The sequence below is a fragment of the Burkholderia sp. AU18528 genome (genome assembly GCF_002223215.2).
GTDB lineage: Bacteria > Pseudomonadota > Gammaproteobacteria > Burkholderiales > Burkholderiaceae > Burkholderia > Burkholderia semiarida.
The window spans coordinates 564,543-590,557 of record NZ_NKFC02000004.1; the positions used below are offsets into that span (position 1 = coordinate 564,543).

A 26,015-nucleotide genomic window follows, 5' to 3' on the forward strand; every position below is an offset into this window, starting at 1 on the left:
CGGTGCGCCGGGGCCGGTCACGATATTGGCGCTGCCGTCATCATGATCATCACTTCGCTGCTTGACACGGATCTCTACAAGTTCACGATGATGCAGGTCGTCCTGCATCACTTCCCCGCCGCAAACGTCGAATACCGTTTCCGGTGCCGCACGCCCGGCGTCGATCTCGTCCCGTACATCGACGAGATTCGCGACGAGGTGCGCGGCCTGTGCTCGCTGCGCTTTTCCGACGTCGAACTCGACTACCTGCGGCGCATGCGCTTCATCAAGAGCGACTTCGTCGATTTCCTCGCGCTGTTCCACCTGAACGAGAAGTACATCTCGATCACGCCGTCGCCGAAGGGCAACGGCGAGATCGACATCGTGATCGAGGGCCCGTGGCTGCATACGATCCTGTTCGAGATTCCGGTGCTCGCGATCGTCAACGAAGTCTATTTCCGCAACACGCAGCGCGAGCCCGACTATCGCGAAGGCCGCGAGCGGCTGCGCGAGAAGATCAAGCTGCTCGGCGCGAAGCCCGAATTCGCCGACTGCAAGATCGCCGACTACGGCACGCGCCGGCGCTTCTCGAAGGTCTGGCACGAGGAAGTCGCGCTCACGCTGCGCGATGGGCTCGGCCCGCAGTTCGCGGGCACGAGCAACGTGCTGTACGCGATGAAGCACGACATCACGCCGCTCGGCACGATGGCGCACGAATACCTGCAGGCGTGCCAGGGGCTGGGCCCGCGGCTGCGCGATTCGCAGATCTACGGCTTCGAGATGTGGGCGAAGGAATATCGCGGCGATCTCGGTATCGCGCTGTCGGACGTCTACGGCATGGACGCGTTCCTGAACGACTTCGACATGTACTTCTGCAAGCTGTTCGACGGCGCGCGCCACGATTCGGGCGATCCGTTCGACTGGGGCGAGCGGATGCTGCGCCATTACGAGGCGAACCGATGCGACCCGCGCACCAAGGTGCTCGTGTTCTCCGACGCGCTCGACATTCCGAAGGTCATGCAGCTGTACGAACGGTTCCGCGGCCGCTGCAAGCTCGCGTTCGGCGTCGGCACCAACCTCACCAACGATCTCGGCTACGTGCCGCTGCAGATCGTCATCAAGATGGTCCGCTGCAACGGCCAGCCGGTCGCGAAGCTGTCCGATTCGCCTGGCAAGAGCATGTGCGACGACAAGGCGTATCTCGCGTACCTGCGGCAGGTCTTCGGCATCGCGCAGCCGGTCGAGGAAGACGCGTCGAAGTAGGCTTTGGCCGTTCGGCCGAAGGTGCGTCGCGGCAGGGGCGGCCGGTATAATCCGACGTATTGCACGCCAACGTCACGAGGACCGTTCATGGACACTTCCGCTGCCCGTCGCCAGATCCTCGCGCGCATTCGCGCGGCGCAGGGGCGCGCGGCCGAACCCGATGCAGCGGAGCGCGACGGCGTCGCCGACTATCTCGCCCGTCATCCGCAGGGCCCGCGCCCGCCGGCGCCGGCCGATCTCGTCGCCGCTTTCGTCGACGAGGCGGCACGCCTGTCGACCACGGTCGACGAAGTCGCGACGCTGGCCGACGTGCCTGCCGCCGCCGCCCGTTATCTTGCCGCTCATGGTCTGCCGACGCAGGCCGTCGCATGGCGCACGCTGGCCGATTTCGACTGGGCCGGCGCCGGCCTGTCGGTCGAGTGCCGCAAGCCGCGCGACGGCGATCTCGTCGGCTTGACAGGCTGCTTTTGCGCGACCGCCGAAACGGGGTCGCTGGTATTGCTGTCCGGCCCCGACACTTATGCATCGGCCGGCCTGCTACCGGAAACCCACATCGCGATCGTGCCGGCGTCGCGCATCGTCGCCGGTCATGAAGACGCGTTCGCGCTGATTCGCGCGGAGCGCGGCGAGCTGCCGCGTGCGGTCAATTTCGTGTCGGGCCCGTCGCGCACGGGCGACATCGAGCAAACGATCATTCTGGGCGCGCACGGCCCGTACCGCGTGCACGCGATCGTCGTACGGGGCGCATGACGCACCCGCCGCATCCATCGCTACTCGAACAAGGAAGTTCTGCATGAAACGACATGCCGCCTGGGCGGGCATGGCGTCGGGAATCGCGCTTGGCGCCGCGCCCGCGCTCGCATCGGCCGCCACGCTCGACGGAGCCACGCTGTCCGCGCTCTGGGGCATCCCGTTCGCCGGGATCCTGCTGTCCATCGCGCTGTTCCCGCTCGTCGCCCCTGTGTTCTGGCATCACCACTTCGGCAAGATCGCAGCCGGCTGGGCGATCGTGTTCCTCGCGCCGTTCGCCGTCGCGTTCGGCGCCGGCGCCGCGTTCGGCACGCTCGTGCATGCGCTGCTCGAGGAATACATTCCGTTCATCGTGCTGCTCACCGCGCTCTACACGGTCGCGGGCGGCATCTGCGTGAACGGCAACCTGCATGGCTCGCCGAAGCTGAATACGGCGATCCTCGCGCTCGGCACGCTGCTCGCGAGCGTGATGGGCACGACGGGCGCCGCGATGCTGCTGATCCGGCCGCTGCTGCGCGCCAACGACAACCGCAAGCACGTCGTGCACGTGGTGATCTTCTTCATCTTCCTCGTCGCGAACGCGGGCGGCTCGCTGTCGCCGCTCGGCGATCCGCCGCTGTTCCTCGGCTTCCTGAACGGCGTGAGCTTTTTCTGGACGACCACGCATCTCGCGCTGCCGATGCTGTTCATCTGCGTGGTGCTGCTGACGCTGTTCTTCGCGCTCGATACGTACTTCTACCGGAAGGGCGGCGAAGAGCGGCCGGCCGTGCTCGATCCGACGCCCGACGGCGCGGCGCTGTCGATCGACGGCAAGATCAACTTCGTGCTGCTGGCGGCCGTGATCGCACTCGTGCTGATGAGCGGCGTATGGAAGCCGGGCATCGCGTTCGACGTGTGGGGTACGCACGTCGCGCTGCAGAATCTCGTGCGCGACGTCGCGCTCGTGGCGGTGACGCTCGCGTCGCTCGCGCTGACGCCGCGTTCCGCACGTGAAGGCAACGCGTTCAACTGGGCGCCGATCGAGGAGGTCGCGAAGCTGTTCGCGGGCATCTTCGTGACGATCGCGCCGGTGATCGTGATCCTGCGCGCGGGCGCGGACGGCGCGTTCGCGCAGATCGTCCATCTCGTCACGGGGGCCGACGGCAAGCCGATCGACGCGATGTACTTCTGGGCGACAGGCATCCTGTCGTCGTTCCTCGACAACGCGCCGACCTATCTCGTGTTCTTCAACCTCGCGGGCGGCGACGCGCAGACGCTGATGACGGCCGGTGCGTCGACGCTCGCCGCGATTTCCGCCGGTGCGGTGTTCATGGGCGCGAACAGTTACATCGGCAACGCGCCGAACTTCATGGTGAAGGCGATCGCCGAATCGCGCGGCGTGAAGATGCCGAGCTTCTTCGCGTACCTCGGCTGGGCGCTCGTTATCCTGGTGCCCGTGTTCCTGCTGACGTCGGTGATTTTCTTCCCGGCGTAACCTGACGACTTTCAACCAAGCGCGGGCAGTCCCGGCGGCGCGATGCGCGCCGCGATCGGCCCGCGGCATGCGGAGATGGCGATGCAGAAGATCCTGGTCGCGCGTCCGATCTTTCCGGACGTGATCGAACGGCTCAAGCAGTATTTCGACGTTGACTGGAACGATGGCGACGCGCTCGCGCCCGACGCGCTCGCCGCGCGCCTGGCCGACAAGGACGGCGCGCTGACGGCCGGCGACCCGGTCGGCGCGGCGACGCTCGCGGCGGCGCCGCGCCTGCGCGTCGTGGCGAACATGGCGGTCGGCTACAACAACTTCGACATGGCCGCGTTCAACGCGGCGAACGTGCTCGGCACCAACACGCCTGACGTGCTGAACGAGTCGACCGCCGATTTCGGCTGGGCGCTGATGATGGCCGCCGCGCGCCGGATCGCCGAATCCGAGCACTGGCTGCGCGCCGGTCACTGGCAGAAGTGGGCGTACGACGGTTTCCTCGGCGCCGACATTTACGGCTCGACGCTCGGCGTCATCGGCATGGGCCGCATCGGCCAGGCGCTCGCGCGCCGTGCGCGCGGCTTCGGGATGCAGGTGATCTATCACAACCGGTCGCGGGTCGCGCCCGAGATCGAGGCCGAGCTGAATGCCGAATACGTGTCGAAGGAGGCGCTGCTCGCGCGCGCCGACCATGTCGTGCTCGTGCTGCCGTACACGAAGGAGAACCATCACACGATCGGCGCGGCCGAGCTCGCGAAGATGAAACCGACGGCGACGCTGACCAACATCGCACGCGGCGGGATCGTCGACGATGCGGCGCTGGCCGCCGCGCTGCGCGACGGGACGATCGCCGCGGCCGGCCTCGACGTGTACGAAGGCGAGCCGACCGTGCATCCGGCGCTGCTCGAGGTGCCGAACGTCGTGCTGACGCCGCATATCGCGAGCGCGACCGAAAAGACCCGCCGCGCGATGGCCAATCTCGCCGCCGACAACCTGATCGCCGCGCTGGGCGAGGGGCCGCGTGCGGGGCAGCCGCCGAATCCGATCAACCCTGACGTGATCGGGAAGCCGCGCGCATGACGATGACGTTGTTGCTTGCGGCGGTCGTCGTGCTGGCCGTCGCGCTCGCGGTGGCGATCGTCGCGCTCGTGCGCGGCGGCCGCCACGACGATGCGGCCGTGCTCGGCGATCAGATCGAGGATGCCGCGCATGCGCAGGCGCGTGCCGTCGAGCGGCTCGAACGCGAATTGCGCGGCGAGATCGTCGAAAGCGCGCGCGGCTCGCGTACCGAGCTGGCCGGCAGCTTCGCCCAGTTGCAGCAGACGCTCGCCGCGCAACTGACGAGCGTGGCGACCGTGCAGAACAACCAGATCGAGGGCTTCGCGCAGCAGCTCGGCAAGCTCGTCGCCGGCAATGCGCAGCAGTTCGACGCGATGCGCGAGAGCCTGCAGCGGCAGGCGCAGCAGGCGCGCGAGGAACAGACGGGCGCGCTGCGGCTGTTCGGCGACACGCTGCACCGGCAGCTCACGCAACTGACCGAGGCGAACGATCGCCGCATCGGCGAGGTGCGCGCGACGCTCGAACAGCGGCTGAAGGAAATCGAGACGAACAACGCGGCGAAGCTCGAGGAGATGCGCCGCACCGTCGACGAGAAGCTGCACGCGACGCTCGAGCAGCGGCTGGGCGAATCGTTCAAGCTCGTGTCGGACCGGCTCGAACAGGTCCATCGCGGGCTCGGCGAGATGCAGACGCTCGCGGCCGGCGTCGGCGACCTGAAAAAGGTGCTGACCAACGTGAAGACGCGCGGCACCTGGGGCGAAGTGCAGCTCGAGGCGCTGCTCGAACAGATGCTCACGCCCGACCAGTACGCGAAGAACGTCGCGACGGTGCCGAAGAGCACCGAGCGCGTCGAATTCGCGATCCGGCTGCCGGGGCGCGAAGCCGGCACGCGCGACGCGCCGCCGGTGTGGCTGCCGATCGACGCGAAATTCCCGCGCGAAGACTACGAGCGGCTGATCGACGCGCAGGAGCGTGCCGACGCGGTGGCCGTCGAGGAAGCGGCGCGTGCGCTCGAGGCGCGGGTGCGGATGGAGGCGCGCACGATCGCCGAGAAGTATGTCGCGCCGCCGCACACGACCGATTTCGCGCTGCTGTTCCTGCCGACCGAGGGGCTCTATGCGGAGATCCTGCGCCGCCCGGGGCTGACCGACCTGCTGCAGCGCGACTATCGCGTGACGGTCGCCGGGCCGACCACGCTGACCGCACTGCTGAACAGCCTGCAGATGGGGTTCCGCACGCTCGCGATCGAGCAGCGCTCGAGCGAGGTATGGCAGGTGCTCGGCGCGGTCAAGACCGAGTTCGGCAAGTTCGGAGACGTGCTCGCGCGCACGAAGGCGCAGCTCGAAACGGTCACGCGCTCGATCGAGTCCGCCGAGCAGCGCACGCGCGTGATGAGCCGCAAGCTGAAGCAGGTCGAGGCGCTGCCGGGAGAGACGGCGGCCGGGCTGCTCGGCGCGGAAGGGGCTGACGGCGCGGATGCGGACGACGCGTGACGCACGTCGTCGATAGCCGTCGGATAGAGAAAACGGGCGCTGCGGCGCCCGTTTTCCTTTGCGGCGATCGCCGGCGCGGCCGGTGCGCGCTCAATGCGCGGCGAGCGTGTCGAGCGCGTCGCCCGTCACGCGAACGATGCGCCATTCCGGCAGCACGGTCGCGCCCATCTTCTCGTAGAAATCGATCGCCGGCTGGTTCCAGTCGAGGACCGACCATTCGAAGCGCCCGCAGCGGCGCTCGACGGCGAGCGCCGCGAGATGACGCAGCATCGCGGTGCCCAGGCCCGTGCCGCGCTGCGACGGCTGCACGTACAGATCCTCGAGATAGAGCCCGCGGCGGCCGAGGAACGTCGAATAGTTGTGGAAGAACAGCGCGTACGCGACGATCGCGCCGTCGCGCTCGGCAACCAGCGCTTCGGCGGCCGGGCGCTCGCCGAACAGCGCGTCGGCCAGATCGGCTTCGGTCGCGACGAACAGCGCCGTGAGCTGCTCGAACTCGGCCAGCTCGCGCATCAGCGCAAGGATCGCGCCGACGTCGCGCGGGTCGGCCGCGCGGATCAGCGGCGTGCCGCTCACGCTTCCTCCGGCGGATCGGACAGCACGATCTCGATGCCGCCGAAGCGCGACGCGACCCAGTTGTACGCGTGGCACGCGATCCACAGCAGCACGAAGCCGAGGATCGCGTTCAGCAGCAGCGCGCTCAGGATCGTGCTCAGTTCGACCATCCCGTAGCGGATGTACGCGACGAGAATGCCGAGCAGCACGATCGGTACGCTGAACGTCAGGTAGACGAGAATCAGCGCCTTCGCGGTCTGCCCCGCGGCGATCGACGAGATTTGTTTCTTCATGTGCGAATTGCCCCCGTAGAAATATACCGATAGTGGAATTCAGATCAGGCCGTCGAGCGGCAGGATGTCGACCGGGGCGCCCGCGTCGACTGCCGCGGTATCGTGGCCCAGGACGATGAAACAGTTGGCGGCGGCAAGACCGCTCAGCGACGCGGAGCTTTGCGATCCGGCCGGTGCGACGTGCCATTGGCCGTCGGCGGCGCGCGTCGCGATGCCGCGCAGGTATTCGGTGCGGCCGGGACGCGTCTTCAACGGCTGCGTGCTGCGTGCCGTGTACATGGCCGGCGGTGGCGTCCGTGCGCCGGCCAGCGTCAGCAGCGCGGGGCGCACGATTGCGTGGAACGTCACGGCGGATGCGACAGGATTGCCGGGCAACCCGAAGAACAGCGCGTGTCCGGCGCCGTCGGCCGCGCGTGCGAGCGTGCCGCATGCGAGCGGCCGGCCGGGCCGCAGCGCGAGGCTCGCGAACATCACGTCGCCGAGCCGCGCCATCACGTCGCGCGTGAAGTCGGCTTCGCCGACCGACACGCCGCCCGACGTGATGACCGCATCGGCCTGCGCGGCGACGGCGTCGCGCAACGCGGCTTCAAGCGCGGCCGGGTCGTCCCGGACGATCCCGAGGTCGATCGCGTCCACGTGCAGCCGTTCGAGCATCGCGATCAGCATCCCGCGATTGCTGTCGTACAGCGCGCCGCGGCCGAGTGGTTCGCCGGGCTCGCGCAACTCGTCGCCGGTCGAGAACACGGCGACGCGCACGCGCCGGCGCACCGTGACGTCGGCGATGCCGAACGACGCGAGCAGGCCGAGATCGGACGGCCGCAGGATGCGGCCCGCGGCGAGCGCACAGGCGCCGCGCGCGAGATCCTCGCCGGCTTTGCGGCAGTTCGCGCCGCGCGTGACGTCGTGCGTGGCGAAGCGGATCGTGTCGCCGTCGACGCGCACGCGTTCCTGCGGAATCACCGTGTCGCATCCGGCCGGCATCGGCGCGCCCGTCATGATGCGCACGCATGCACCGGCCGCCACGGCGCCGTCGAACGGATGGCCGGCGAACGCGGTGCCGGCGACCGCCATCACAATCTCGCCCTGCGCCGAGGCGAGCGCCGTGGCGCTCCCGTCGAACGCATAGCCGTCCATGGCCGAGTTGTCGTACGCGGGAATGTCGAACGGCGCGCGCACGTCGGCCGCGAGCACGCGGTCGAGCGCATCGCGCAGTGCCACCGTGTCGCACGCGTCGACGGGCGTCGCGAAGCGGCACGCGAGCGCCTGCGCGTCGGCGAGCGACAGCGGGGCGTCGGGGTCGGGTGCGGTTCGGGAGGCGGGCGAGGATTGCGTGATCATCAGTCGGACTGCGCCGCGAGGCGTATCGGGTTCGTGGCCGGTGGCGCGAGGAGGGTGCCTGGGCGCGGGTGTCGCGTGTGGCGGGCGCCGGGCGGGAACGGCACGGGGCCGTCAGCGGCGGGCCAGCGCGGCGAGTTCCTGCCAGGAGTTGGCATTGTAAAACGCACGCTCGTCGCGAAACTCGACTTCGACCGTCTTGTGGCGTGCGTACCACGCACGCACCTTGCGGTCGCCGGCCGCGAGCCGGGTGGCCAGATCGTCGGCCAGCGACGTGCGCAGCAGCGCGAACGTTGGCTGCGGCGAGCGCATCCGCTGCGCGTCGACGGTGACCGCCATCGCGATGTCGGCCTGCTGCGCGTCGAGCGCCGCATGCAGCCGTGCGACGAGGTCGGCGGGCAGATAGGGCGTGTCGCACGGCGAGCACGCGACCAGCGGCGCGCGCGCCGCGCGCATGCCGGCGAGCAGGCCTGCGAGCGGCCCGGGGAAGTCGGGAGTTTCATCCGCGACGATGCGCGCGTCGAACGGCGCACCGAGTTCGGCATAGCGATCGGCATGACGATTCGCGCTGATCAGCGTCTCGTCGACCTGCGGCGACAGCCGGCGCAACACGTGCAGCGCGAGCGGCGTACCGTCGAGCAGTTGCAGGCCCTTGTCGACGCCGCCCATGCGCGTGGCGCGTCCGCCCGCAAGCAGCAGGCCGGCGATCGACGTGGAGGCGGGAGCGGGCATCGTGCGAAGGCGGAAAGGGGCGGCGTGCGTCAGCCGCCGATATACGACATTTCGACGCGCTTGCCCGCGCCGTCGGGCGCGGCGGCGGCCGATGCGCTGCCGCGCAGTTGCGAATAGCGGTCGGTGCGCGCCTGCCAGATGCGGGCGATCGCGGTCGCGATCTCGGCATCGCTCGCGCCGCCGCGCACGAGCGCGCGCAGATCGTGGCCGGCCGACGCGAACAGGCAGAGGTACAGCTTGCCTTCGGTCGACAGCCGCGCGCGCGTGCAGTCGCCGCAGAACGCCTGCGTGACGCTCGAGATCACGCCGATCTCGCCGCGGCCGTCCGCATAGCCCCAGCGCTGCGCGGTTTCGGCCGCCGTGTGCGGCTCGAGCGGCACGAGCGGGAAATGTTCGGTGATGCGCGCGACGACGTCCGCCGACGGCAGCACCTCGGTCATGTTCCAGCCGTTCGACGTCCCGACGTCCATGTATTCGATGAAACGCAGGATCACGCCGGTGCCGCGGAAACGCTCGGCCATCGGCAGGATCTCGCTGTCGTTGGTGCCGCGCTTCACGACCATGTTGACCTTGACCGGCGCGAGGCCGGCGGCCTGCGCGGCGAAGATGCCGTCGAGCACGTCGGCGCTCGCGAACTCGGCATCGTTCATGCGCTTGAACAGCGTATCGTCGAGCGCATCGAGGCTGACCGTGACGCGCGTGAGCCCGGCGTCCTTCAGCGAGCGCGCCTTGCGGGCGAGCAGCGAGCCGTTGGTCGTCAGCGTCAGGTCGAGCGGGCGGCCGGCGTGCGTCGTCAGGCGCGCGAGGCGCTCGATCAGGAATTCGAGGTTCTTGCGCAGCAACGGCTCGCCGCCCGTGATGCGAATCTTCTCGACGCCGTGCGCGACGAAGAGCCGCGCCACGCGCTCGATTTCCTCGTGCGTGAGCAGCGCGCTGTGCGGCAGGAACGGGTAATCCTTGTCGAAGACCGCGCGCGGCATGCAGTACACGCAGCGGAAATTGCAACGGTCCGTCACCGAAATGCGCAGATCGCGCAGCGGCCTGGCGAACGTGTCGGCCAGCGTGCCGTCGGGGGCATGCGCGACGCCGGAGACGTCCGGCATCCCGCTGACGTCGGCGAGAGGAATGATGCGTCGGGACATGTTGAAAGAAGTACGAGCCAGACCGCTATTTTAGCTGCAACCGGCTGACGGGGCCGGTGAGCGGAAACCCGCAGCGCGGACGTAAAAAAGCCCGCCGGAAGGCGGGCTTTTCCTGGTCGGGCGATGCGCCGTTCAACGGTGCGTCGTTTCGACCTGCTGCATCGGGGCCGTATCGACCGGCGGCAGCACCTTGCGTTCGCGCGGCACGCGGGCCGGACGCGGGAGCCGCGACGCGGCTTCCTGCGCGGCCGCGAACTTGTCGGCGTCCGTGTTCACCCAGACGAGACCGGCCTGCTCCAGCACGACATCCAGGCTTGCCGACGCGGGCGCGGCTGCCGGTTGTGCGGGGGCGGGAGCCGGTGCCGGTGCCGGCGCGGCGACGGCCTCGGCCGGCGCAGGCGCAGGCGCGGTTTCGACCGGCGCCTCGACCGCCACCGGCGCGGCTTCGATCGCCACGGCGGCCGGTGCGGCTGGCTCGACGGGCGCGGCTTGCGGCGCCTCGACAGCGGCCGCAGCGGCAGCCGGCACTTCGAACGCATCGGTCGGCGACACCGCGACCGGCGTCGGGCCCGCTTCCGCGGCCACCGGTGCTGCGACCGGTGCCGGTTCTGCTGCCTCGACGGCGACGACGGGCTCAACCGGCGCGGCCGGTGCCGCTTCGGTGTGTGCCGGAGCCGGCTGCGCTTCGACGGCGGCCGGTGCGGCCTGCTGCTCGGCGACGGCTTCGACGGCGACCGCGCTGGCCACGGCCGCGACGACTGCCGGTGCGGCCGTGTAGGCCGGTTCGGCTGCGACCGGTGTGGTCGCCGTCACGGTTTGCGCTGCGACTTCGCCATCTGCGCCTTGCTCGGCCTGGTCGACGACCGCGCCGTCTTCCTCGCGCTCGCGACGACCGCCGCGGCGGCCGCGACGGCGACGGCGGCGTTCTTCGCCGTCACGCGCACCGGCTTCCGCATCGGCTGCCAGGTCCGCGCCGGGCAGGGCTTCTGCCGCGGCCTTGTCGGTTTCCGGTTCCGGATGGTTTTCGCCACGGGTGACGGTTTCGAGCGTGGCCGCATGCTGGGTCGGCTTGCGGCGTTCGCCGCGCTCGCGACGCTCGCCGCGTTCCTGGCGCTCGCCACGACCGCCTGCTTCGACGCCTTCCGGCTGTTCGGCACGCTCGCGCGGCTCGCGGTTCTCACGCGGCTCGCGCGGCTCACGGCCTTCACGCGGCTCGCGGCCTTCGCGCGGGCCACGGCCCTCGCGACCTTCGCGGTTTTCACGACCTTCGCGGCCGTCGCGACCCTCTCGACCTTCACGCAGCTCACGGCCCTCGCGCGGCTCGCGGCCTTCACGCGGTTCGCGCACTTCCTTGCCTTCGCGCTCCTGGCGTTGCGGCTGGCCACGGCCGGCAGCCGCCTGGTCGCGGCCGCCTTGCGCCTGCTGGGCGCCGCCGCGACGGTTGCGATTGCGATCGCCGCCGCGCTGCTCGGTCTTTTCGGTGCGTTCGCGAGCCGGACGGGCTGCCTGCTCCTTCGCCGGTGCCGGCGTGGCAACCGGTGCGGGCGCCGGTGCCGGCGACACGCCGAACAAGCCCTTCAGCCAGCCGATGAAGCCGCCGCTCGTCGCCGCGACAGGCGCGGGCGCGGGCGCCGGAACCGGCTCGACCGGGCGCTGCGGCGCCGGGCTCGGCGCCGGACGCTCGGGCGTGATGCCCTTGACCGCGGCTTCCTGCTTCGGCTTCACTTCGGCCGCGCGCTTGCTGTAGCCGGTTTCCGACTCGAGCTCGCGCGCCGCTTCCTCGGCCATCTTCCAGGATGCGCGCGGATCGTCGAGGCGCGCGTCGTCGTGACGCAGGCGCTCGAGCTTGTAGTGCGGCGTATCGAGGTGCTTGTTCGGGATCAGCACGATGCCGACCTTGAAGCGCGACTCGATCTTGTTGATTTCCTGACGCTTTTCGTTCAGCAGGAAGGCGGTCACCTCGACCGGCACCTGGCAATGGATCGCCGCGGTGTTTTCCTTCATCGCTTCTTCCTGAATGATCCGCAGGACTTGCAGCGCGGACGATTCGGTATCGCGGATGTGGCCGGTGCCGTTGCAGCGCGGGCACGTCACGTGGCTGCCTTCCGACAGCGCCGGACGCAGGCGCTGGCGCGACAGCTCCATCAGGCCGAAGCGGGAGATCTTGCCCATCTGCACGCGCGCACGGTCGTGCTTGAGCGCGTCCTTCAGGCGTTGCTCGACTTCGCGCTGGCTCTTCGCCGATTCCATGTCGATGAAATCGATCACGATCAGGCCGCCGAGGTCGCGCAGGCGCAACTGGCGGGCGACTTCGTCGGCCGCCTCGAGGTTCGTGCGGGTGGCCGTTTCCTCGATGTCCGCGCCCTTGGTCGCGCGGGCCGAGTTCACGTCGATCGCGACGAGCGCTTCGGTGTGGTCGATCACGATCGCGCCGCCGGACGGCAGCGGCACCGTGCGCGAGTACGCGGTTTCGATCTGGTGCTCGATCTGGAAGCGCGAGAACAGCGGCACGTCGTCGTGATAGCGCTTCACCTTCGCGACGTTGTCCGGCATCACGATGTCCATGAACGCACGGGCCTGATCGTGGATTTCGTTCGTGTCGATCAGGATTTCGCCGATATCGGGCTGGAAATAGTCCCGGATCGCGCGGATCACGAGGCTCGATTCCAGATAGATCAGCATCGGCTGGCCGGCGTTGCCGCTTTGCGAGGCAGCCTCGATCGCGCGCCACAGTTGCAGCAGGTAGTTCAGGTCCCACTGCAGTTCCTCGGCGCTGCGGCCGATGCCCGCGGTACGGGCGATCATGCTCATGCCGTCCGGAATCTGCAGTTGCGCCATCGTTTCGCGCAGTTCCTGGCGCTCGTCGCCTTCGATCCGGCGCGACACGCCGCCGCCGCGCGGATTGTTCGGCATCAGCACGAGGTAACGGCCGGCGAGCGAGATGAAGGTGGTGAGGGCGGCGCCCTTGTTGCCACGCTCTTCCTTCTCGACCTGGACGATCAGTTCCTGGCCTTCGCGCAGCGCGTCCTGAATGCGCGCGGAGCGCATGTCGACGCCGTCCTTGAAGTACTGGCGCGCGACTTCCTTGAACGGCAGGAAGCCGTGACGGTCTTCGCCGTAGTTGACGAAGCACGCTTCGAGCGACGGCTCGATACGGGTAATGACCCCTTTGTAGATATTGCCTTTGCGCTGTTCGCGCCCGGCGGTTTCGATGTCGATGTCGATGAGCTTTTGCCCATCGACGATGGCGACGCGCAGCTCCTCCTGCTGCGTCGCATTGAACAGCATGCGTTTCATGAACGGCTCCAGGCGGCTCCGCTGCCGACGCCTCGCGGTTGTCAGGCGCGAGGGCGGGAACGACGGCAGGCCGCACCTTGTTGTGTTGTCACGAGCACGCTGGAGCGGGAATGCTGGCGGGGAGAATTGCCTGAAGAGGCGCTTGGGCCCGAAAGACGGGGCCGGCGGCCATAGGGCACCTGCGAATACGGCTTCAAAGCACGGCGTTCACACACCGCACGCTGCAAAAGCGCGCTAAGCCTGATCCGGGCATCGCCACGGGCGCGCGCAATGCGTCGCGCGCGCCGACGGGCGGCAGATGCTGCGGCTTGGGCCGCAGCGGGGAGTATCGAATCCAGCCCGACTTTCCCGCTTGGGGTGTACTTCCCTGGTTTGACGTCGCCAAGCCCCGCACGCTTCGCGGGGCCAAATCGGGCGCAACGCCGTAATTTTCGCAACCGGCAGCCTGCGGACGCACTTCGCGCCGTCAGGCTGCCGATCGAATTCTTTTCAACCAACTTTCCGTTACCGCGGCGCCTTGCCGACCGAATCCGCCTGTGGGCGAGATCCTTGCCGACGGGCGGCGCCGTGCGTGCAACTTGCTGCATCTCTTTGATCAGGGGCGAGCAGCGGACCCCCGGCGCAAGTAAAATAGCAGTTTGCGCTTGCGCCTTGCCCGATTCAGCCGGGGCCGGCCGGTCAGGCCACCCACAACGTCAGGCTGGGCAAAATTATATTCAGTATGAATGAGTTAGGCAAAATATCCCAGAATTCGGTCGCAAGCGGCCAGGTATCGATGATCGAGATCGACGAAAACTCGGCCGGTCAGCGCATCGACAACTTCCTGTTGCGCGTCTGTAAAGGCGTGCCGAAAAGCCATATTTACCGGATCCTCCGCAGCGGCGAAGTGCGCGTCAACAAGGGCCGGATCGACGCGCAGTACCGTCTCGAGCTGGGCGACCTCGTCCGCGTGCCGCCGGTGCGCGTGGCGGCGGCCGACCTCGCGCGCGCCGACACGCCCGTCGTGCCGCCCGCGAATTTCGACGTGCTGTACGAGGACGACGCGATGCTCGTGATCGACAAGCCGGCCGGCGTCGCGGTCCACGGCGGCAGCGGCGTCGCGTTCGGCGTGATCGAGCAGATGCGTCAGGCGCGCCCGCGCGCGAAATTCCTCGAACTCGTGCACCGGCTCGACCGCGAGACGTCCGGAATCCTGATGCTCGCGAAGAAGCGTACGGCGCTCGTCGGGCTGCACGAGCAGATTCGCGAGAACCGGATGGACAAGCGCTACTTCGCGTGCGCGCACGGCGAATGGCAGCCCGACTGGGGGCGCCGCCGCGCGGTGAAGGCGCCGTTGTTCAAGTATTCGACCCCGGAAGGGGAGCGCCGCGTGCGCGTGCAGGACGACGGGCTGCCGTCGCATACGGTGTTCAACCTCGTCGACCGCTGGTCCGACTATGTGCTCGTCGAAGCGGAACTCAAAACGGGGCGGACCCATCAGATCCGGGTGCACCTCGCGCATCTCGGCCTGCCGATCGCCGGCGACGCCAAGTACGGCGATTTCGCGCTGAACAAGGCGCTGGCGCGCGCGAACGCGCAGCCGTCGCTGAAACGGATGTTCCTGCATGCGCACCGCCTCAAGCTCGCCCATCCGCTGACCGGCGAGGCGCTGCAGTTCGATGCGCCGCTGCCGGCCGAGTGCCGGCGCTTCCTCGATCAACTCAGCGCATTGCGCGATACCGCCTGAACCGCATGGCCCGACAGCAATTTGACCTGATCGTCTTCGACTGGGACGGCACGCTGATGGATTCGACCGCGCACATCGCGCACAGCATCCAGGCCGCGTGCCGCGATCTCGGCTTGCCCGCGCCGTCCGACGAGGCGTCCCGCTACGTGATCGGCCTCGGCCTGCGCGACGCGCTGCAGATCGCCGCGCCGACCCTCGATCCGTCCGACTACGCGCGGCTGGCCGAGCGCTACCGCTATCACTATCTGCTCGACGACCAGCGCATCGAGCTGTTCGCCGGCGTCCGCGAGCTGCTCGCCGAGCTGCGCGACATGGGTTATCTGCTCGCCGTCGCGACCGGCAAGGGCCGGGTCGGGCTGAACCGCGTGCTCGACCAGTCGAAGCTGACGAGCTGGTTCGACGCGACGCGCTGCGCGGACGAGACGTTCTCGAAGCCGCATCCGGCGATGCTGCACGAGTTGTCGCGGGAATTGGGGCAGGACCTGTCGCGCACCGTGATGATCGGCGACACCACGCACGACCTGCAGATGGCCGCCAGCGCCGGCGCGGCCGGCGTCGGCGTGGCATACGGCGCGCATACGGCCGATGCGCTGGCGGCGCTCACCCCGCGCTTCGTCGCGCCGGACGTCGGCGCGCTGGCCGCATGGCTGCGGGAGCACGCATGAGCGCGGCGCCGGACGCCGTGCGCGTGTGCGCATCGAGCGCGTTGACCGACGGCGGGGCCGGCGTGCGCGTCGACGCGACGCTGCGCGGCGAGCAGGCCGTCGTGTTCTTCGTGCGCTACGACGGCCGCGCGTACGGCTACCTGAACCGCTGCGCGCACGTGCCGATGGAGCTCGACTGGGCCGAAGGGCAGTTCTTCGAGTCGTCGGGCCTCTATCTGATGTGCGCAACGCACGGTGCGATCTACGCGCCGGATACCGGCAAGTGCGTCGGCGGCCCGTGCCGCGGCGGCCGCTTGCGGCCGGTCGAGGTCGACGAGCGCGACACGCCCGACGGCCGTGCGGTATTCTGGGTGCCCGATGCCGATCTGCATCCCGCCACTTCCGCCACGACCGACTGACGACACCACTGCATGACCGATCAACCGAATTCCCCGGATTCCTCCGCCCGTCCCGACAGCCGTGAACCGAGCTGGGAGCGCGCGGCGCTCGAACGGATCGCGCTCGCGGCCGTCAAGGAACAGCGCGCGGCACGGCGCTGGAAGATCTTCTTCCGCTTCGCGTTTCTCGGCGTGTTCGTGCTGTTCGCGTTCGCGCTGATCGATTTCTCGGGCGATTCGAAGCTCTCGTCGAGCGGGCGGCATACGGCGCTCGTGACGATCGACGGCGAGATCGCGGCCGGCGTCAACGCGAACGCCGACGACATCAACACGGCGCTCGACGCCGCGTTCGACGACGACGGCACGGTCGGCGTCGTGCTGCGGATCAACAGCCCGGGCGGCAGCCCGGTGCAGGCGGGCATGGTCTACGACGAGATCCGTCGGTTGCGCGGCAAGTATCCGGACAAGCCGCTGTACGTCGTCGTGACCGACATGTGCGCGTCGGGCGGTTATTACATCGCGTCCGCGGCCGACAAGATCTTCGTCGACAAGGCGAGCATCGTCGGGTCGATCGGCGTGCTGATGGACGGGTTCGGCTTCACCGGGCTGATGGGCAAGCTCGGCGTCGAGCGGCGCCTGCATACGTCGGGCGAAAACAAGGGCTTCTACGATCCGTTCTCGCCGGAAACGCCGAAGATGGACGCACACGCGCAGGCACTGCTCGACCAGGTGCACGCGCAGTTCATCAAGGCCGTGAAGGATGGCCGCGGCAAGCGCCTGCACGAGACGCCCGACATGTTCTCGGGCCTGTTCTGGACCGGCGAGAAGAGCGTCGAGCTCGGGCTCGCCGACGGCTACGGCACGACCGATACGGTCGCGCGCGACGTGCTGAAGGCGCCGGATCTGGTCGACTATACGGTGAAGGAAAGCCTGACGAATCGGGTCGCGCGCAAGTTCGGCGCGGCCGTCGGGGGCGCCGCGATGAAGGCGCTGACGGCCGGCGGCGCGGCGGTCAGCCTGCGCTGACGATCGACGGTACCCGGCGGGCCGCGATGGCCCGCCTTTCATTCAGTCAGCCGATCGCCGGTCGCGGCATCAGTTCGCGAGCAGCAGGAAGATCGCGGGGCGCTTGTGCAGATTCGGCGCGGGCGCCTTTTTCCAGTCCATGACGGTGCGGCTCGCGATCGTCTCGGTCGCGAGGGTCAGATCGGCCGCGACGCAGATCTGCGTCGACGGCGCGCAGGTCGCAACCAGCGTGTCCAGCATCGCGTGATTCCGGTACGGCGTTTCGATGAAGATCTGCGTCTGGCGCGCCTTGCGCGACAGTTGCTCGAGTTCGCGCAGGCGTTTCGCGCGCGCGGCCGCATCGACCGGCAGGTAGCCGTTGAACGCGAAGCTCTGGCCGTTCAGGCCCGACGCCATCAGCGCCAGCAGGATCGAGCTCGGCCCGACGAGCGGCACGACCTTCACGCCGCGCTCGTGCGCGCGGCGCACCAGCAGTGCGCCGGGGTCGGCGACGGCCGGGCAGCCGGCCTCCGACACGAGACCGGCGTCCGCGCCGGCCAGCACGGGCGCGAGCAGCCGGTCGATGGCGCCGGCCGGCGTATTGACGTTCAGCTCGCTGATCTCGATTTCCTGGATCGGCCGCGTCGTACCGATCTTCTTCAGAAACGCGCGGGTCGTTTTCGCGTTCTCGCCGATGTAATAGCCGAGCGTGCCGGCGCGCGCCTGCACGGCGGCGGGCAGCACGGCGGCGAGCATCGATTCGTCGCCTTCGCCGAGCGTGTTCGGGACGAGATAAAGCGTGCCGGCGGTCATGCGCGGTCTCCTCGGGTGGTAGCGAACAACGGGTAGTCGGCGGCGCGCAGCATCCGCGTGAGGGCGATCAGCGGCAGGCCGACGAGCGCGGTCGGATCGTCCGAGTCGATCGCGTCGAGCAGCGCGATGCCGAGCCCTTCGGACTTCGCGCTGCCGGCCACGTCGTACGGCGTTTCCGCGCGCAGGTAGGCGTCGAGTTCGGCCTCGGGCAGCGAACGGAAGCGCACGTGCGTCACGATGTCCTCGACCTGCGCGTCGTCGGTGCGGCTGTCGTACAGGCAGAGCGCGCTGTGGAATTCGACTTCGCGGCCCTGCATCGACATGAGCTGCGCGAGCGCGCGTTCGTGCGTGCCGGGCTTGCCGATCTGATGCCCGTCGAAGGTCGCGACCTGATCCGACCCGATCACCAGCACGCCGTCCGGCGCATCGATCGTGGCGGCCACGGCGCGTGCCTTCGCGCCGGCGAGGCGCAGCGCGGTCGCGGCCGGCGTTTCGCCGGCGAGCGGAGTTTCGTCGAGGTCGGGCGACACGACGTCGAACGGCACGCCGAGGCGCTCGAGGAGCGCGCGGCGGTAACGGGAACTGGAAGCAAGAATCAGCCGCGGCGGGCGGCAAACGGTATCCGGCATGGTCGGTTGGATCGGTGAGTCGTCAGGTGTGGCGCGGCGTTGCGCGGACGCAAGCTTAAGTGATTGACCGCAAAAGGTAAAACAGGTATGCTTTCCCGCTTTTCGTCGGCAGGCTTTCGCTGTGGTGGCGCCTGCCGGTCTTCGGAAGCAAGGTACGTCATCCTTCGATGAGCCCGGCGCCAAGCCGGATCCCGCAAGTCAGCCTGTAGACAGGAGCGCGCATGAACACTTCTTCTGGCAAACCTGCGGCGACGCTCGACCCGCAGGCGGTCGACCTGTTCGAGTTCGCCCGCAGCGGGCGGCAGGCGGCTGGCGCGGTGCACCTGTCGCAACTGCCGCGCATGTTAAACGAAGTGCCGGCGGACGCGCCAGATCGCGACACGGTGTTTACGTGGCAGGCGGAAGGGTTCACGCAGAAGGAGTTGCAGGACGACGGCACCGACGGGCAGCAGCCGTATCTGCGCCTCGCGGTGCACGGCCATGCGTGGCTCACGTGCCAGCGCTGCATGACGCCGTACGACCAGACGTTCGACGTCGACATGACGTACCGGATCGTCGCGACCGAAGAAGAAGCCGAGGAATTTCCGCTCGACGACGATGAAGCCGATGTGATCGTGGGCTCACGCCAGTTCGATCTCGTCGACTTGATCGAAGAGGAGTTGCTGCTTTCGTTGCCGCTCGTGCCCAAGCACGAGGTTTGCCCGGCAGTTCACGAAAGCCTCGTGTCGGGTGCGAGCGGTCCCGCGGAAGAGACGGACGAGGCGTCCGACGAAGCCGAGGACGAAGGCAAACGGCCGAATCCGTTCGCAGCGCTGCAAGCGTTGAAGAAGGACGGTGACGGCACCAAGAAACACTAAGCAGTCGTGGCGCGGGAAGGCGTAAGGGCTTTGGGCCAGGGTAGTTAAGCGCCGGATCGGGCTGTGTTAGAATCCGGAAAATTATTTAGGAGTTAGTCATGGCAGTCCAGCAAAACAAGAAGTCGCCGTCGAAGCGCGGCATGCATCGTTCGCACGATTTCCTGACGGCAGCGCCGCTGGCAGTCGAGCCGAGCACGGGTGAAGTGCACCTGCGTCACCACGTCAGCCCGAACGGCTACTATCGCGGCAAGAAAGTCGTCAAGACGAAGAACGACTAAGCGTCAAGTCACGCGTTGCGCGCTACGTTCGCCGTTCGCGTGACAACTGGTTCGCTTGACACTTTCCTGGCTCAACGAAAAGGCGGCATTCAACTGCCGCTTTTTTGTGCCTGAAATTCGTCGCATTCCATGACCGTAAAGCTCACAATCGATTGCATGGGAGGCGACCACGGCCCGTCCGTGACCGTTCCCGCGGCAGTCAAGTTCGTCCGCGCGCATCCCGATGCGCACCTGATGCTCGTCGGCATCGAAAGCGCGATTCGCGCTCAGCTCAAGAAGCTGAAAGCCCTCGACGATCCCGCGTTGACCATCGTGCCCGCCACCGAAGTCGTGGCGATGGACGACCCTGTCGAAGTGGCGCTGCGCAAGAAGAAGGATTCTTCGATGCGCGTCGCGCTCAACCAGGTCAAGGAAGGCGCGGCGCAGGCCTGCATCTCCGCCGGCAATACCGGCGCGCTGATGGCCGTTTCCCGTTACGTACTCAAGACGCTGCCCGGCATCGAGCGGCCCGCGATCGCGTTCGCGCTGCCGAACCCGACCGGCTACACGATGATGCTGGACCTCGGCGCGAACGTCGACTGCGAACCGCAGCATCTGCTGCAGTTCGCGGAGATGGGACATGCGCTCGTGGCCGCGCTCGAAGGCAAGGAGCGCCCGACGATCGGCCTCTTGAACATCGGCGAAGAGGTCATCAAAGGCAACGAGACGATCAAGCGCGCAGGCGAGCTGCTGCGCGCCAGCACGCTCAACTTCCGCGGCAACGTGGAAGGCAACGACATCTACAAGGGCACCGTCGACGTGATCGTGTGCGACGGCTTCGTCGGCAACGTCGCGCTGAAGACGTCCGAAGGGCTCGCGCAGATGCTGTCGGACATCATCCGCGAGGAGTTCGGCCGTTCGCTGATGTCGAAGCTGATGGCGCTGCTCGCGCTGCCCGTGCTGATGCGTTTCAAGAAGCGCGTCGACCACCGCCAGTACAACGGCGCGGCGCTGCTGGGGCTGAAGAGCCTCGTGATCAAGAGCCACGGTTCGGCCGACGCCTACGCGTTTGAGTGGGCGATCAAACGCGGGTATGATGCCGTCAAAAACGGGGTGCTGGAGCGCCTCGCGCGCGCGATGGCGGATAATTCAGTGTCGCTCGGCGATGGCGAACACAACGCGGGCGGCTCGGGCCATGCAAGCCCGGCCCCAGGCCATCACGCCGAACCTTCCGCTGCGCAATCCTCTAAAGCATAAATGGCCCAATCGACTCTCTATTCCCGCGTGCTCGGCACGGGCAGCTATCTGCCGCCCGACCGCGTCACGAACCAGCAGTTGACCGATCGTCTCGCGAAGGAAGGCATCGAGACCAGCGATGAATGGATCGTGGCGCGCACGGGCATCCATGCGCGCCATTTCGCCGCACCGGACGTCACGACGAGCGATCTCGCGCTCGAGGCGTCGCGTCGTGCGATCGAGGCGGCCGGTGTCGATCCGCAGTCGATCGACCTGATTATCGTCGCGACTTCGACCCCCGATTTCGTGTTCCCGAGCACAGCGTGCCTGCTGCAGAACAAGCTCGGCATCAAGAACGGCGGCGCGGCGTTCGACGTGCAGGCCGTGTGTTCGGGCTTCGCGTACGCGATGGCGACGGCCGACAGCTTCATCCGCAGCGGCCAGCACCGTACGGCGCTGATCGTCGGTGCGGAGACGTTCTCGCGCATTCTCGACTTCAAGGACCGCACGACCTGCGTGCTGTTCGGCGACGGCGCGGGCGCGGTGATCCTGTCCGCATCGGAAGAGCCGGGCGTGCTCGGCAGCGCGCTGCACGCGGACGGCAGCTACTCGAACATCCTGTGCACGCCGGGCAACGTCAATCGCGGCGTGATCGACGGCAGCGCGTTCCTGCACATGGACGGGCAGGCCGTGTTCAAGCTCGCGGTCAACGTGCTCGAAAAGGTCGCGATCGAAGCGCTCGCGAAGGCGAATCTCGCGCCCGAGCAAATCGACTGGCTGATTCCGCACCAGGCCAACATCCGCATCATGACCAGCACCTGCCGCAAGCTCGGCCTGCCGCAGGAGCGCATGGTCGTGACGGTCGACCAGCACGGCAACACGTCGGCCGCGTCGATTCCGCTGGCGCTCGACGCCGCGGTGCGCGACGGCCGCATCCAGCGCGGCCAGCACGTGCTGATCGAAGGCGTCGGCGGCGGCTTCACCTGGGGCGCGTCGGTCTTCCGTTTCTGATCCGCGGCGCGCGATTTGCCGCGCGCGGATCCCGTCGGCGCGCCGCGCGTGCGCGCCGTCCGCATCGATTCAATTGGGGACGATATGAAATTTGCATTCGTTTTTCCGGGGCAGGGCTCGCAGGCGATCGGCATGCTCAACGCATTCGCCGATCTGGCCGTCGTGCGCGAGACGCTCCAGGAAGCGTCCGATGTGCTCAACCAGGATCTCGGCAAGCTGATCGCCGAAGGTCCGGCCGAAGAGCTGAATCTGACCACCAACACGCAGCCCGTGATGCTGACCGCCGCGTACGCGTGCTATCGCGCGTGGCAGCAGGCAGGCGGCCCGGCGCCGTCGATCGTCGCCGGCCACAGCCTCGGTGAGTACACGGCGCTCGTCGCGGCCGGCGCGATTGCATTCAAGGACGCGGTGCCGCTCGTGCGCTTCCGTGCGCAGGCGATGCAGACGGCCGTGCCGGTCGGCCAGGGCGGCATGGCCGCGATCCTGGGCCTCGACGACGACACGGTGCGTGCGGTGTGCGCCGAGGCCGCGGAAGCGGGCGTCGTCGAAGCGGTGAACTTCAATGCGCCCGCGCAAGTCGTGATCGCAGGCAGCAAGGCCGCGGTCGAGAAGGCGTGCGAGATCGCGAAGGCGAAGGGCGCGAAGCGCGCGCTGCCGCTGCCGGTGTCGGCGCCGTTCCATTCGTCGCTGCTCAAGCCGGCGTCGGACCAGCTGCGCGACTACCTTGCGAACGTCGACGTGAAGGCGCCGCAGATTCCGGTCGTCAACAACATCGACGTCGCCGTGCTCAGCGATCCGGCCGCGATCAAGGATGCGCTGGTGCGCCAGGCCGCGGGGCCGGTGCGCTGGGTCGAGTGCGTGCGTCACATCGCGGGCACGGGCGTCACGCACGTGATCGAATGCGGTCCGGGCAAGGTGCTCGCCGGCCTGACGAAGCGCATCGACGGCAACCTGACGGGCGCGTCGGTGTTCGATCCGGCTTCGCTCGACGAAGCGCTCAAGCTCGCGACCGCCTGACGCGGCGCCTTTTCCCAAGCAACGGATATTCGATTCATGGACAAGACTCTCGATAAACAGGTTGCGATCGTGACCGGCGCGTCGCGCGGCATCGGCCGTGCGATTGCACTCGAACTCGCGCGCCTGGGCGCGACGGTGATCGGCACGGCGACGAGCGAATCGGGCGCCGCCGCGATCACCGCGGCGTTCGCGGAAGCGGGCGTCACGGGCCGCGGCGCGGTGCTGAACGTCAACGACGCGGCCGCCGCCGAGGCGCTGATCGATGCGACCGTGAAGGAATTCGGCGCGCTGAACGTGCTCGTCAACAACGCGGGCATCACGCAGGACCAACTCGCGATGCGGATGAAGGACGAGGACTGGGACGCGGTGATCGACACCAACCTGAAGTCGGTGTTCCGCCTGTCGCGCGCGGTGCTGCGCCCGATGATGAAGGCGCGCGGCGGCCGTATCATCAACATCACGTCGGTGGTCGGCTCGGCCGGCAATCCGGGTCAGGTCAACTACGCGGCCGCGAAGGCCGGCGTCGCGGGCATGACGCGCGCGCTCGCGCGCGAAATCGGCAGCCGCGGCATCACGGTGAACTGCGTGGCGCCGGGCTTCATCGACACCGACATGACGAAGACGCTGCCGGAAGAACAGCAGGCCGCGCTCAAGACCCAGATTCCGCTCGGCCGACTCGGCAGCCCGGAGGACATCGCCCATGCCGTCGCGTTCCTCGCATCGCCGCAGGCCGGTTACATCACCGGCACGACGCTGCACGTGAATGGCGGCATGTACATGTCGTAACGGTTTTCGTTTACCATCCGCGCCGTATCCCGTTTTTCAGGCGGACCGGCGCTTGATCGACCATCAAGCCAACGCGCGTTTTGGCGTCAGCAAACCTGATAAAATGCGCGCACTTGTAAATCTGAACTTTCCCTCGGAGGGGTAATGGACAACATCGAACAACGTGTCAAGAAGATCGTCGCTGAACAACTGGGCGTCGCGGAAGCCGAGATCAAGAACGAGGCTTCGTTCGTGAACGACCTGGGCGCGGACTCGCTCGACACGGTCGAACTGGTGATGGCGCTCGAAGACGAGTTCGGCATGGAAATCCCGGACGAAGAAGCAGAGAAGATCACGACCGTTCAGCAAGCGATCGACTACGCTCGCGCAAACGTCAAGGCGTAAGCGCCTTTCGCGCTTGTCCGCCACGTCGCCGCGATCTTCGCGATTGACGCGCCATCCTGCCGGCTTCGCGCCGGACGGACTAACAGCCACAGGGCTCGCAGGGCTGGTTCCTGTGGCCACTGTGGCTTTTGTTTTTGTCATCCAATAATGGAAAAGAGGTTACCGTGAGCCGCCGTCGTGTTGTCGTTACAGGCCTGGGGCTGATTTCGCCTGTTGGCAATAATGTTGCCGACGGCTGGGCCAATCTCGTCGCCGGCAAGTCCGGTATCGCCACCGTCACGAAGTTCGATGCGTCGAACCTCGCCTGCCATTTCGCGGGCGAAGTGAAGGGTTTCAGCGCCGAGGAGTACATCCCGGCGAAGGAAGCCCGGAACATGGATACGTTCATCCATTACGGCATCGCCGCCGGCGTCCAGGCCATGCGGGACAGCGGGCTGGAAGTGACCGAAGCCAACGCGGAACGCATCGGCGTGCTGGTGGGTTCCGGCATCGGCGGCCTGCCGATGATCGAAGATACGCACCAGACCTACGTCGATCGCGGCGCACGCCGGATTTCGCCGTTCTTCGTGCCGGGTTCGATCATCAACATGATCTCGGGTCACCTGAGCATCATGTTCGGCCTGAAGGGCCCGAACCTCGCGGCCGTGACGGCCTGCACGACCGGCCTGCACAGCATCGGCCTCGCCGCGCGCCTGATCCAGGCCGGCGACGCCGACGTGATGGTCGCGGGCGGCGCCGAATCGACGGTGTCGCCGCTCGGCATCGGCGGCTTCGCGGCGGCGCGCGCGCTGTCGACCCGCAACGACGATCCGGCCACCGCGTCGCGTCCGTGGGACAAGGACCGCGACGGCTTCGTGCTGGGCGAGGGCTCCGGCGTGATGGTGCTCGAAGAGTACGAGGCGGCGAAGGCGCGCGGCGCGAAGATCTACGCGGAAGTCTCGGGCTTCGGCATGACGGGCGATGCGTACCACATGACCGCGCCGAACATGGACGGCCCGCGCCGCTGCATGGTCGCGGCGCTGCGCGACGCCGGCGTGAACCCGGATGAAGTTCAGTACCTGAACGCGCACGGCACGTCGACGCCGCTGGGCGACAAGAACGAGTCGGACGCGGTGAAGGCGGCCTTCGGCGAGCACGCGTACAAGATGGTGGTCAACTCGACGAAGTCGATGACGGGTCACCTGCTGGGTGGCGCGGGCGGCCTCGAATCGGTGTTCACGGTGCTGGCGCTGCACAACAACGTGTCGCCGCCGACCATCAACATCTTCAACCAGGACCCCGAGTGCGATCTCGATTACTGCGCGAACACCGCGCGTGACATGAAGATCGACGTGGCCGTGAAGAACAACTTCGGCTTCGGCGGTACCAACGGCACGCTGGTGTTCAAGCGCGTCTGACGCTGAATCGCTTGACGAGTCCATTCGATGCTCCGGCCGGGCGTCCGCAGCGCTTTGCGTTGCGGGCCTCGGCCGTGTCGTATTTCGTGCTGGCCGCGTTCGTCGCGTCGGCTGCCGCCTCGGCGTACCTGTTCTGGGCGCCGCGCGCGGGCGCTGCCGCCGGCGCGGGCGTGTCGGCCGTGACGGCTGCACTGCTGGCCGTATGCGCGGTGCGGGCTTGCGCCCGCCGGCTGCCGGCCGAGTTGCGGATCGATGCGTTCGGGGAGATCGCGGCGTTTGGCCGCACCGGGCGCTTGCTGGCCCGCGGCCGCGTGACGGGCCACGCGCACTGGAGCAGCCTGCTGCTGGTGCTGTCGGTCGGGCAGGGCGCCCGGCGCGCCCGGCCGCTGCTGATTCCGGCCGACGCGCTCGATGCCGCGTCGTTCAGCGCGCTGTCGGTGCTGGCGAGAACGGCCGGGGCGGCGGGGCGTGCATGACGACGGCATGGTTACC

The 26,015-nt window shown here is 68.0% G+C and carries 26 protein-coding genes; 18 read left to right on the forward strand and 8 right to left on the reverse strand.

Annotation, left to right across the window (positions count from 1 at the left end; genetic code table 11):
• The first annotated feature begins 42 nt into the window (after nt 1-42).
• The 5 genes from pncB (at nt 43) to rmuC (ending at nt 6,009) form a co-directional block, all read left to right on the forward strand.
• Nucleotides 43-1,242: a nicotinate phosphoribosyltransferase gene (gene pncB, locus CFB52_RS05360; RefSeq protein WP_099316616.1), complete on the forward strand. Its 1,200-nt coding sequence runs from the start codon at nt 43-45 to the stop codon at nt 1,240-1,242.
• Nucleotides 1,243-1,329: 87 nt separating this feature from the next.
• Nucleotides 1,330-1,992, forward strand: coding sequence for a lactate utilization protein C (locus CFB52_RS05365; RefSeq protein WP_059574025.1), 663 nt, complete (start codon nt 1,330-1,332; stop codon nt 1,990-1,992).
• A 43-nt stretch (nt 1,993-2,035) separates the two neighbouring features.
• Entirely contained in the window at nt 2,036-3,466 is a 1,431-nt protein-coding gene (locus tag CFB52_RS05370) for a sodium:proton antiporter (RefSeq protein WP_089464627.1), read from the forward strand.
• Nucleotides 3,467-3,547: 81 nt separating this feature from the next.
• Complete coding sequence (locus CFB52_RS05375; protein WP_059638337.1) at nt 3,548-4,537, forward strand: D-glycerate dehydrogenase; 990 nt, start codon at nt 3,548-3,550, stop codon at nt 4,535-4,537.
• Nucleotides 4,534-6,009 carry a DNA recombination protein RmuC gene (gene rmuC, locus CFB52_RS05380; RefSeq protein WP_060965740.1) on the forward strand — a complete coding sequence of 492 codons (1,476 nt, stop codon included), beginning with the start codon at nt 4,534-4,536 and terminating at the stop codon, nt 6,007-6,009. Before CFB52_RS05375 ends, rmuC begins: the two co-directional genes overlap by 4 nt.
• 90 nt (nt 6,010-6,099) lie before the next feature.
• Here rmuC and CFB52_RS05385 read toward each other — a convergent pair whose 3' ends face one another.
• From CFB52_RS05385 to CFB52_RS05410, 6 genes are all read right to left on the reverse strand, one after another.
• Nucleotides 6,100-6,585 carry a GNAT family N-acetyltransferase gene (locus CFB52_RS05385; protein WP_089464629.1) on the reverse strand — a complete coding sequence of 162 codons (486 nt, stop codon included), beginning with the start codon at nt 6,583-6,585 and terminating at the stop codon, nt 6,100-6,102.
• Nucleotides 6,582-6,857 carry a hypothetical protein gene (locus CFB52_RS05390; protein ID WP_006476519.1) on the reverse strand — a complete coding sequence of 92 codons (276 nt, stop codon included), beginning with the start codon at nt 6,855-6,857 and terminating at the stop codon, nt 6,582-6,584. The genes CFB52_RS05385 and CFB52_RS05390 overlap by 4 nt, the downstream gene beginning before the upstream one ends.
• Nucleotides 6,858-6,896: 39 nt before the next feature.
• Nucleotides 6,897-8,195, reverse strand: a complete 1,299-nt coding sequence (gene glp, locus CFB52_RS05395) for a gephyrin-like molybdotransferase Glp (RefSeq protein WP_099316196.1) — start codon at nt 8,193-8,195, stop codon at nt 6,897-6,899.
• A 111-nt stretch (nt 8,196-8,306) separates the two neighbouring features.
• Nucleotides 8,307-8,924: a molybdenum cofactor guanylyltransferase MobA gene (gene mobA, locus CFB52_RS05400; RefSeq protein WP_059574020.1), complete on the reverse strand. Its 618-nt coding sequence runs from the start codon at nt 8,922-8,924 to the stop codon at nt 8,307-8,309.
• A gap of 29 nt (nt 8,925-8,953) precedes the next feature.
• Nucleotides 8,954-10,066 (reverse strand): GTP 3',8-cyclase MoaA, encoded by a 1,113-nt coding sequence (gene moaA / locus CFB52_RS05405; protein ID WP_099316197.1) that lies wholly within the window; start codon nt 10,064-10,066, stop codon nt 8,954-8,956.
• Between the two features lie 132 nt (nt 10,067-10,198).
• Nucleotides 10,199-13,363: an Rne/Rng family ribonuclease gene (locus CFB52_RS05410; protein WP_099316198.1), complete on the reverse strand. Its 3,165-nt coding sequence runs from the start codon at nt 13,361-13,363 to the stop codon at nt 10,199-10,201.
• A 721-nt stretch (nt 13,364-14,084) separates the two neighbouring features.
• Here CFB52_RS05410 and CFB52_RS05420 point away from each other — a divergent pair.
• Genes CFB52_RS05420 through CFB52_RS05435 form a run of 4 tightly spaced genes read left to right on the forward strand, consistent with a single transcriptional unit; the run spans nt 14,085 to nt 17,157 of the window.
• Nucleotides 14,085-15,089, forward strand: coding sequence for an RluA family pseudouridine synthase (locus CFB52_RS05420; protein WP_059574017.1), 1,005 nt, complete (start codon nt 14,085-14,087; stop codon nt 15,087-15,089).
• A gap of 5 nt (nt 15,090-15,094) precedes the next feature.
• A complete protein-coding gene (locus CFB52_RS05425) occupies nt 15,095-15,754 on the forward strand; it encodes an HAD-IA family hydrolase (RefSeq protein ID WP_059638269.1) in 660 nt (219 codons plus the stop codon).
• Entirely contained in the window at nt 15,751-16,152 is a 402-nt protein-coding gene (locus tag CFB52_RS05430; protein ID WP_059574322.1) for a Rieske 2Fe-2S domain-containing protein, read from the forward strand. The genes CFB52_RS05425 and CFB52_RS05430 overlap by 4 nt, the downstream gene beginning before the upstream one ends.
• Before the next feature lie 12 nt (nt 16,153-16,164).
• Nucleotides 16,165-17,157: a S49 family peptidase gene (locus CFB52_RS05435; protein ID WP_059574015.1), complete on the forward strand. Its 993-nt coding sequence runs from the start codon at nt 16,165-16,167 to the stop codon at nt 17,155-17,157.
• A 69-nt stretch (nt 17,158-17,226) separates the two neighbouring features.
• Here CFB52_RS05435 and CFB52_RS05440 read toward each other — a convergent pair whose 3' ends face one another.
• Together CFB52_RS05440 and CFB52_RS05445 are read right to left on the reverse strand one after the other, a co-directional pair.
• On the reverse strand, nt 17,227-17,949 hold the full coding sequence (locus tag CFB52_RS05440) for an SAM-dependent methyltransferase (protein WP_059574014.1): 723 nt from the start codon (nt 17,947-17,949) through the stop codon (nt 17,227-17,229).
• Complete coding sequence (locus tag CFB52_RS05445; RefSeq protein WP_089464634.1) at nt 17,946-18,578, reverse strand: Maf-like protein; 633 nt, start codon at nt 18,576-18,578, stop codon at nt 17,946-17,948. The genes CFB52_RS05440 and CFB52_RS05445 overlap by 4 nt, the downstream gene beginning before the upstream one ends.
• A gap of 221 nt (nt 18,579-18,799) precedes the next feature.
• Between CFB52_RS05445 and CFB52_RS05450 the strand changes: the two genes are divergently transcribed.
• The 9 genes from CFB52_RS05450 (at nt 18,800) to CFB52_RS05490 (ending at nt 25,999) form a co-directional block, all read left to right on the forward strand.
• Entirely contained in the window at nt 18,800-19,435 is a 636-nt protein-coding gene (locus tag CFB52_RS05450; RefSeq protein ID WP_059574012.1) for a DUF177 domain-containing protein, read from the forward strand.
• A gap of 98 nt (nt 19,436-19,533) precedes the next feature.
• The gene (rpmF, locus tag CFB52_RS05455) at nt 19,534-19,713 is read left to right on the forward strand and encodes a 50S ribosomal protein L32 (RefSeq protein WP_006051932.1); all 180 of its coding nucleotides are present in this window, start codon (nt 19,534-19,536) and stop codon (nt 19,711-19,713) included.
• A 129-nt stretch (nt 19,714-19,842) separates the two neighbouring features.
• Nucleotides 19,843-20,949, forward strand: a complete 1,107-nt coding sequence (gene plsX / locus CFB52_RS05460) for a phosphate acyltransferase PlsX (protein WP_099316199.1) — start codon at nt 19,843-19,845, stop codon at nt 20,947-20,949.
• The gene (locus CFB52_RS05465; protein ID WP_006476506.1) at nt 20,950-21,939 is read left to right on the forward strand and encodes a beta-ketoacyl-ACP synthase III; all 990 of its coding nucleotides are present in this window, start codon (nt 20,950-20,952) and stop codon (nt 21,937-21,939) included.
• 84 nt (nt 21,940-22,023) lie between these two features.
• Nucleotides 22,024-22,956: an ACP S-malonyltransferase gene (gene fabD / locus CFB52_RS05470; protein ID WP_059574321.1), complete on the forward strand. Its 933-nt coding sequence runs from the start codon at nt 22,024-22,026 to the stop codon at nt 22,954-22,956.
• Nucleotides 22,957-22,992: 36 nt separating this feature from the next.
• Nucleotides 22,993-23,742, forward strand: a complete 750-nt coding sequence (gene fabG / locus CFB52_RS05475; protein ID WP_059574010.1) for a 3-oxoacyl-ACP reductase FabG — start codon at nt 22,993-22,995, stop codon at nt 23,740-23,742.
• Between the two features lie 144 nt (nt 23,743-23,886).
• A complete protein-coding gene (gene acpP, locus CFB52_RS05480; protein ID WP_004197638.1) occupies nt 23,887-24,126 on the forward strand; it encodes an acyl carrier protein in 240 nt (79 codons plus the stop codon).
• A gap of 164 nt (nt 24,127-24,290) precedes the next feature.
• The gene (gene fabF, locus CFB52_RS05485) at nt 24,291-25,523 is read left to right on the forward strand and encodes a beta-ketoacyl-ACP synthase II (protein ID WP_059574009.1); all 1,233 of its coding nucleotides are present in this window, start codon (nt 24,291-24,293) and stop codon (nt 25,521-25,523) included.
• Between the two features lie 11 nt (nt 25,524-25,534).
• Entirely contained in the window at nt 25,535-25,999 is a 465-nt protein-coding gene (locus CFB52_RS05490) for a hypothetical protein (protein WP_059574008.1), read from the forward strand.
• Nucleotides 26,000-26,015: the final 16 nt, after the last annotated feature.

Bases quoted from the DNA above. Each gene is read 5' to 3' on its own strand.
- CFB52_RS05465 (WP_006476506.1), top strand. From the start codon at position 20,950: ATGGCCCAATCGACTCTCTATTCCCGCGTGCTCGGCACGGGCAGCTAT.
- CFB52_RS05375 (WP_059638337.1), top strand. From the start codon at position 3,548: ATGCAGAAGATCCTGGTCGCGCGTCCGATCTTTCCGGACGTGATCGAA.
- rpmF (WP_006051932.1), top strand. From the start codon at position 19,534: ATGGCAGTCCAGCAAAACAAGAAGTCGCCGTCGAAGCGCGGCATGCAT.
- mobA (WP_059574020.1), bottom strand. From the start codon at position 8,924: ATGCCCGCTCCCGCCTCCACGTCGATCGCCGGCCTGCTGCTTGCGGGC.
- CFB52_RS05445 (WP_089464634.1), bottom strand. From the start codon at position 18,578: ATGCCGGATACCGTTTGCCGCCCGCCGCGGCTGATTCTTGCTTCCAGT.
- CFB52_RS05420 (WP_059574017.1), top strand. From the start codon at position 14,085: ATGAATGAGTTAGGCAAAATATCCCAGAATTCGGTCGCAAGCGGCCAG.
- CFB52_RS05430 (WP_059574322.1), top strand. From the start codon at position 15,751: ATGAGCGCGGCGCCGGACGCCGTGCGCGTGTGCGCATCGAGCGCGTTG.
- fabG (WP_059574010.1), top strand. From the start codon at position 22,993: ATGGACAAGACTCTCGATAAACAGGTTGCGATCGTGACCGGCGCGTCG.
- CFB52_RS05450 (WP_059574012.1), top strand. From the start codon at position 18,800: ATGAACACTTCTTCTGGCAAACCTGCGGCGACGCTCGACCCGCAGGCG.
- glp (WP_099316196.1), bottom strand. From the start codon at position 8,195: ATGATCACGCAATCCTCGCCCGCCTCCCGAACCGCACCCGACCCCGAC.
- CFB52_RS05390 (WP_006476519.1), bottom strand. From the start codon at position 6,857: ATGAAGAAACAAATCTCGTCGATCGCCGCGGGGCAGACCGCGAAGGCG.
- fabD (WP_059574321.1), top strand. From the start codon at position 22,024: ATGAAATTTGCATTCGTTTTTCCGGGGCAGGGCTCGCAGGCGATCGGC.
- CFB52_RS05425 (WP_059638269.1), top strand. From the start codon at position 15,095: ATGGCCCGACAGCAATTTGACCTGATCGTCTTCGACTGGGACGGCACG.
- plsX (WP_099316199.1), top strand. From the start codon at position 19,843: ATGACCGTAAAGCTCACAATCGATTGCATGGGAGGCGACCACGGCCCG.
- acpP (WP_004197638.1), top strand. From the start codon at position 23,887: ATGGACAACATCGAACAACGTGTCAAGAAGATCGTCGCTGAACAACTG.
- moaA (WP_099316197.1), bottom strand. From the start codon at position 10,066: ATGTCCCGACGCATCATTCCTCTCGCCGACGTCAGCGGGATGCCGGAC.
- pncB (WP_099316616.1), top strand. From the start codon at position 43: ATGATCATCACTTCGCTGCTTGACACGGATCTCTACAAGTTCACGATG.
- rmuC (WP_060965740.1), top strand. From the start codon at position 4,534: ATGACGATGACGTTGTTGCTTGCGGCGGTCGTCGTGCTGGCCGTCGCG.
- CFB52_RS05410 (WP_099316198.1), bottom strand. From the start codon at position 13,363: ATGAAACGCATGCTGTTCAATGCGACGCAGCAGGAGGAGCTGCGCGTC.
- CFB52_RS05440 (WP_059574014.1), bottom strand. From the start codon at position 17,949: ATGACCGCCGGCACGCTTTATCTCGTCCCGAACACGCTCGGCGAAGGC.
- CFB52_RS05435 (WP_059574015.1), top strand. From the start codon at position 16,165: ATGACCGATCAACCGAATTCCCCGGATTCCTCCGCCCGTCCCGACAGC.
- CFB52_RS05370 (WP_089464627.1), top strand. From the start codon at position 2,036: ATGAAACGACATGCCGCCTGGGCGGGCATGGCGTCGGGAATCGCGCTT.
- CFB52_RS05365 (WP_059574025.1), top strand. From the start codon at position 1,330: ATGGACACTTCCGCTGCCCGTCGCCAGATCCTCGCGCGCATTCGCGCG.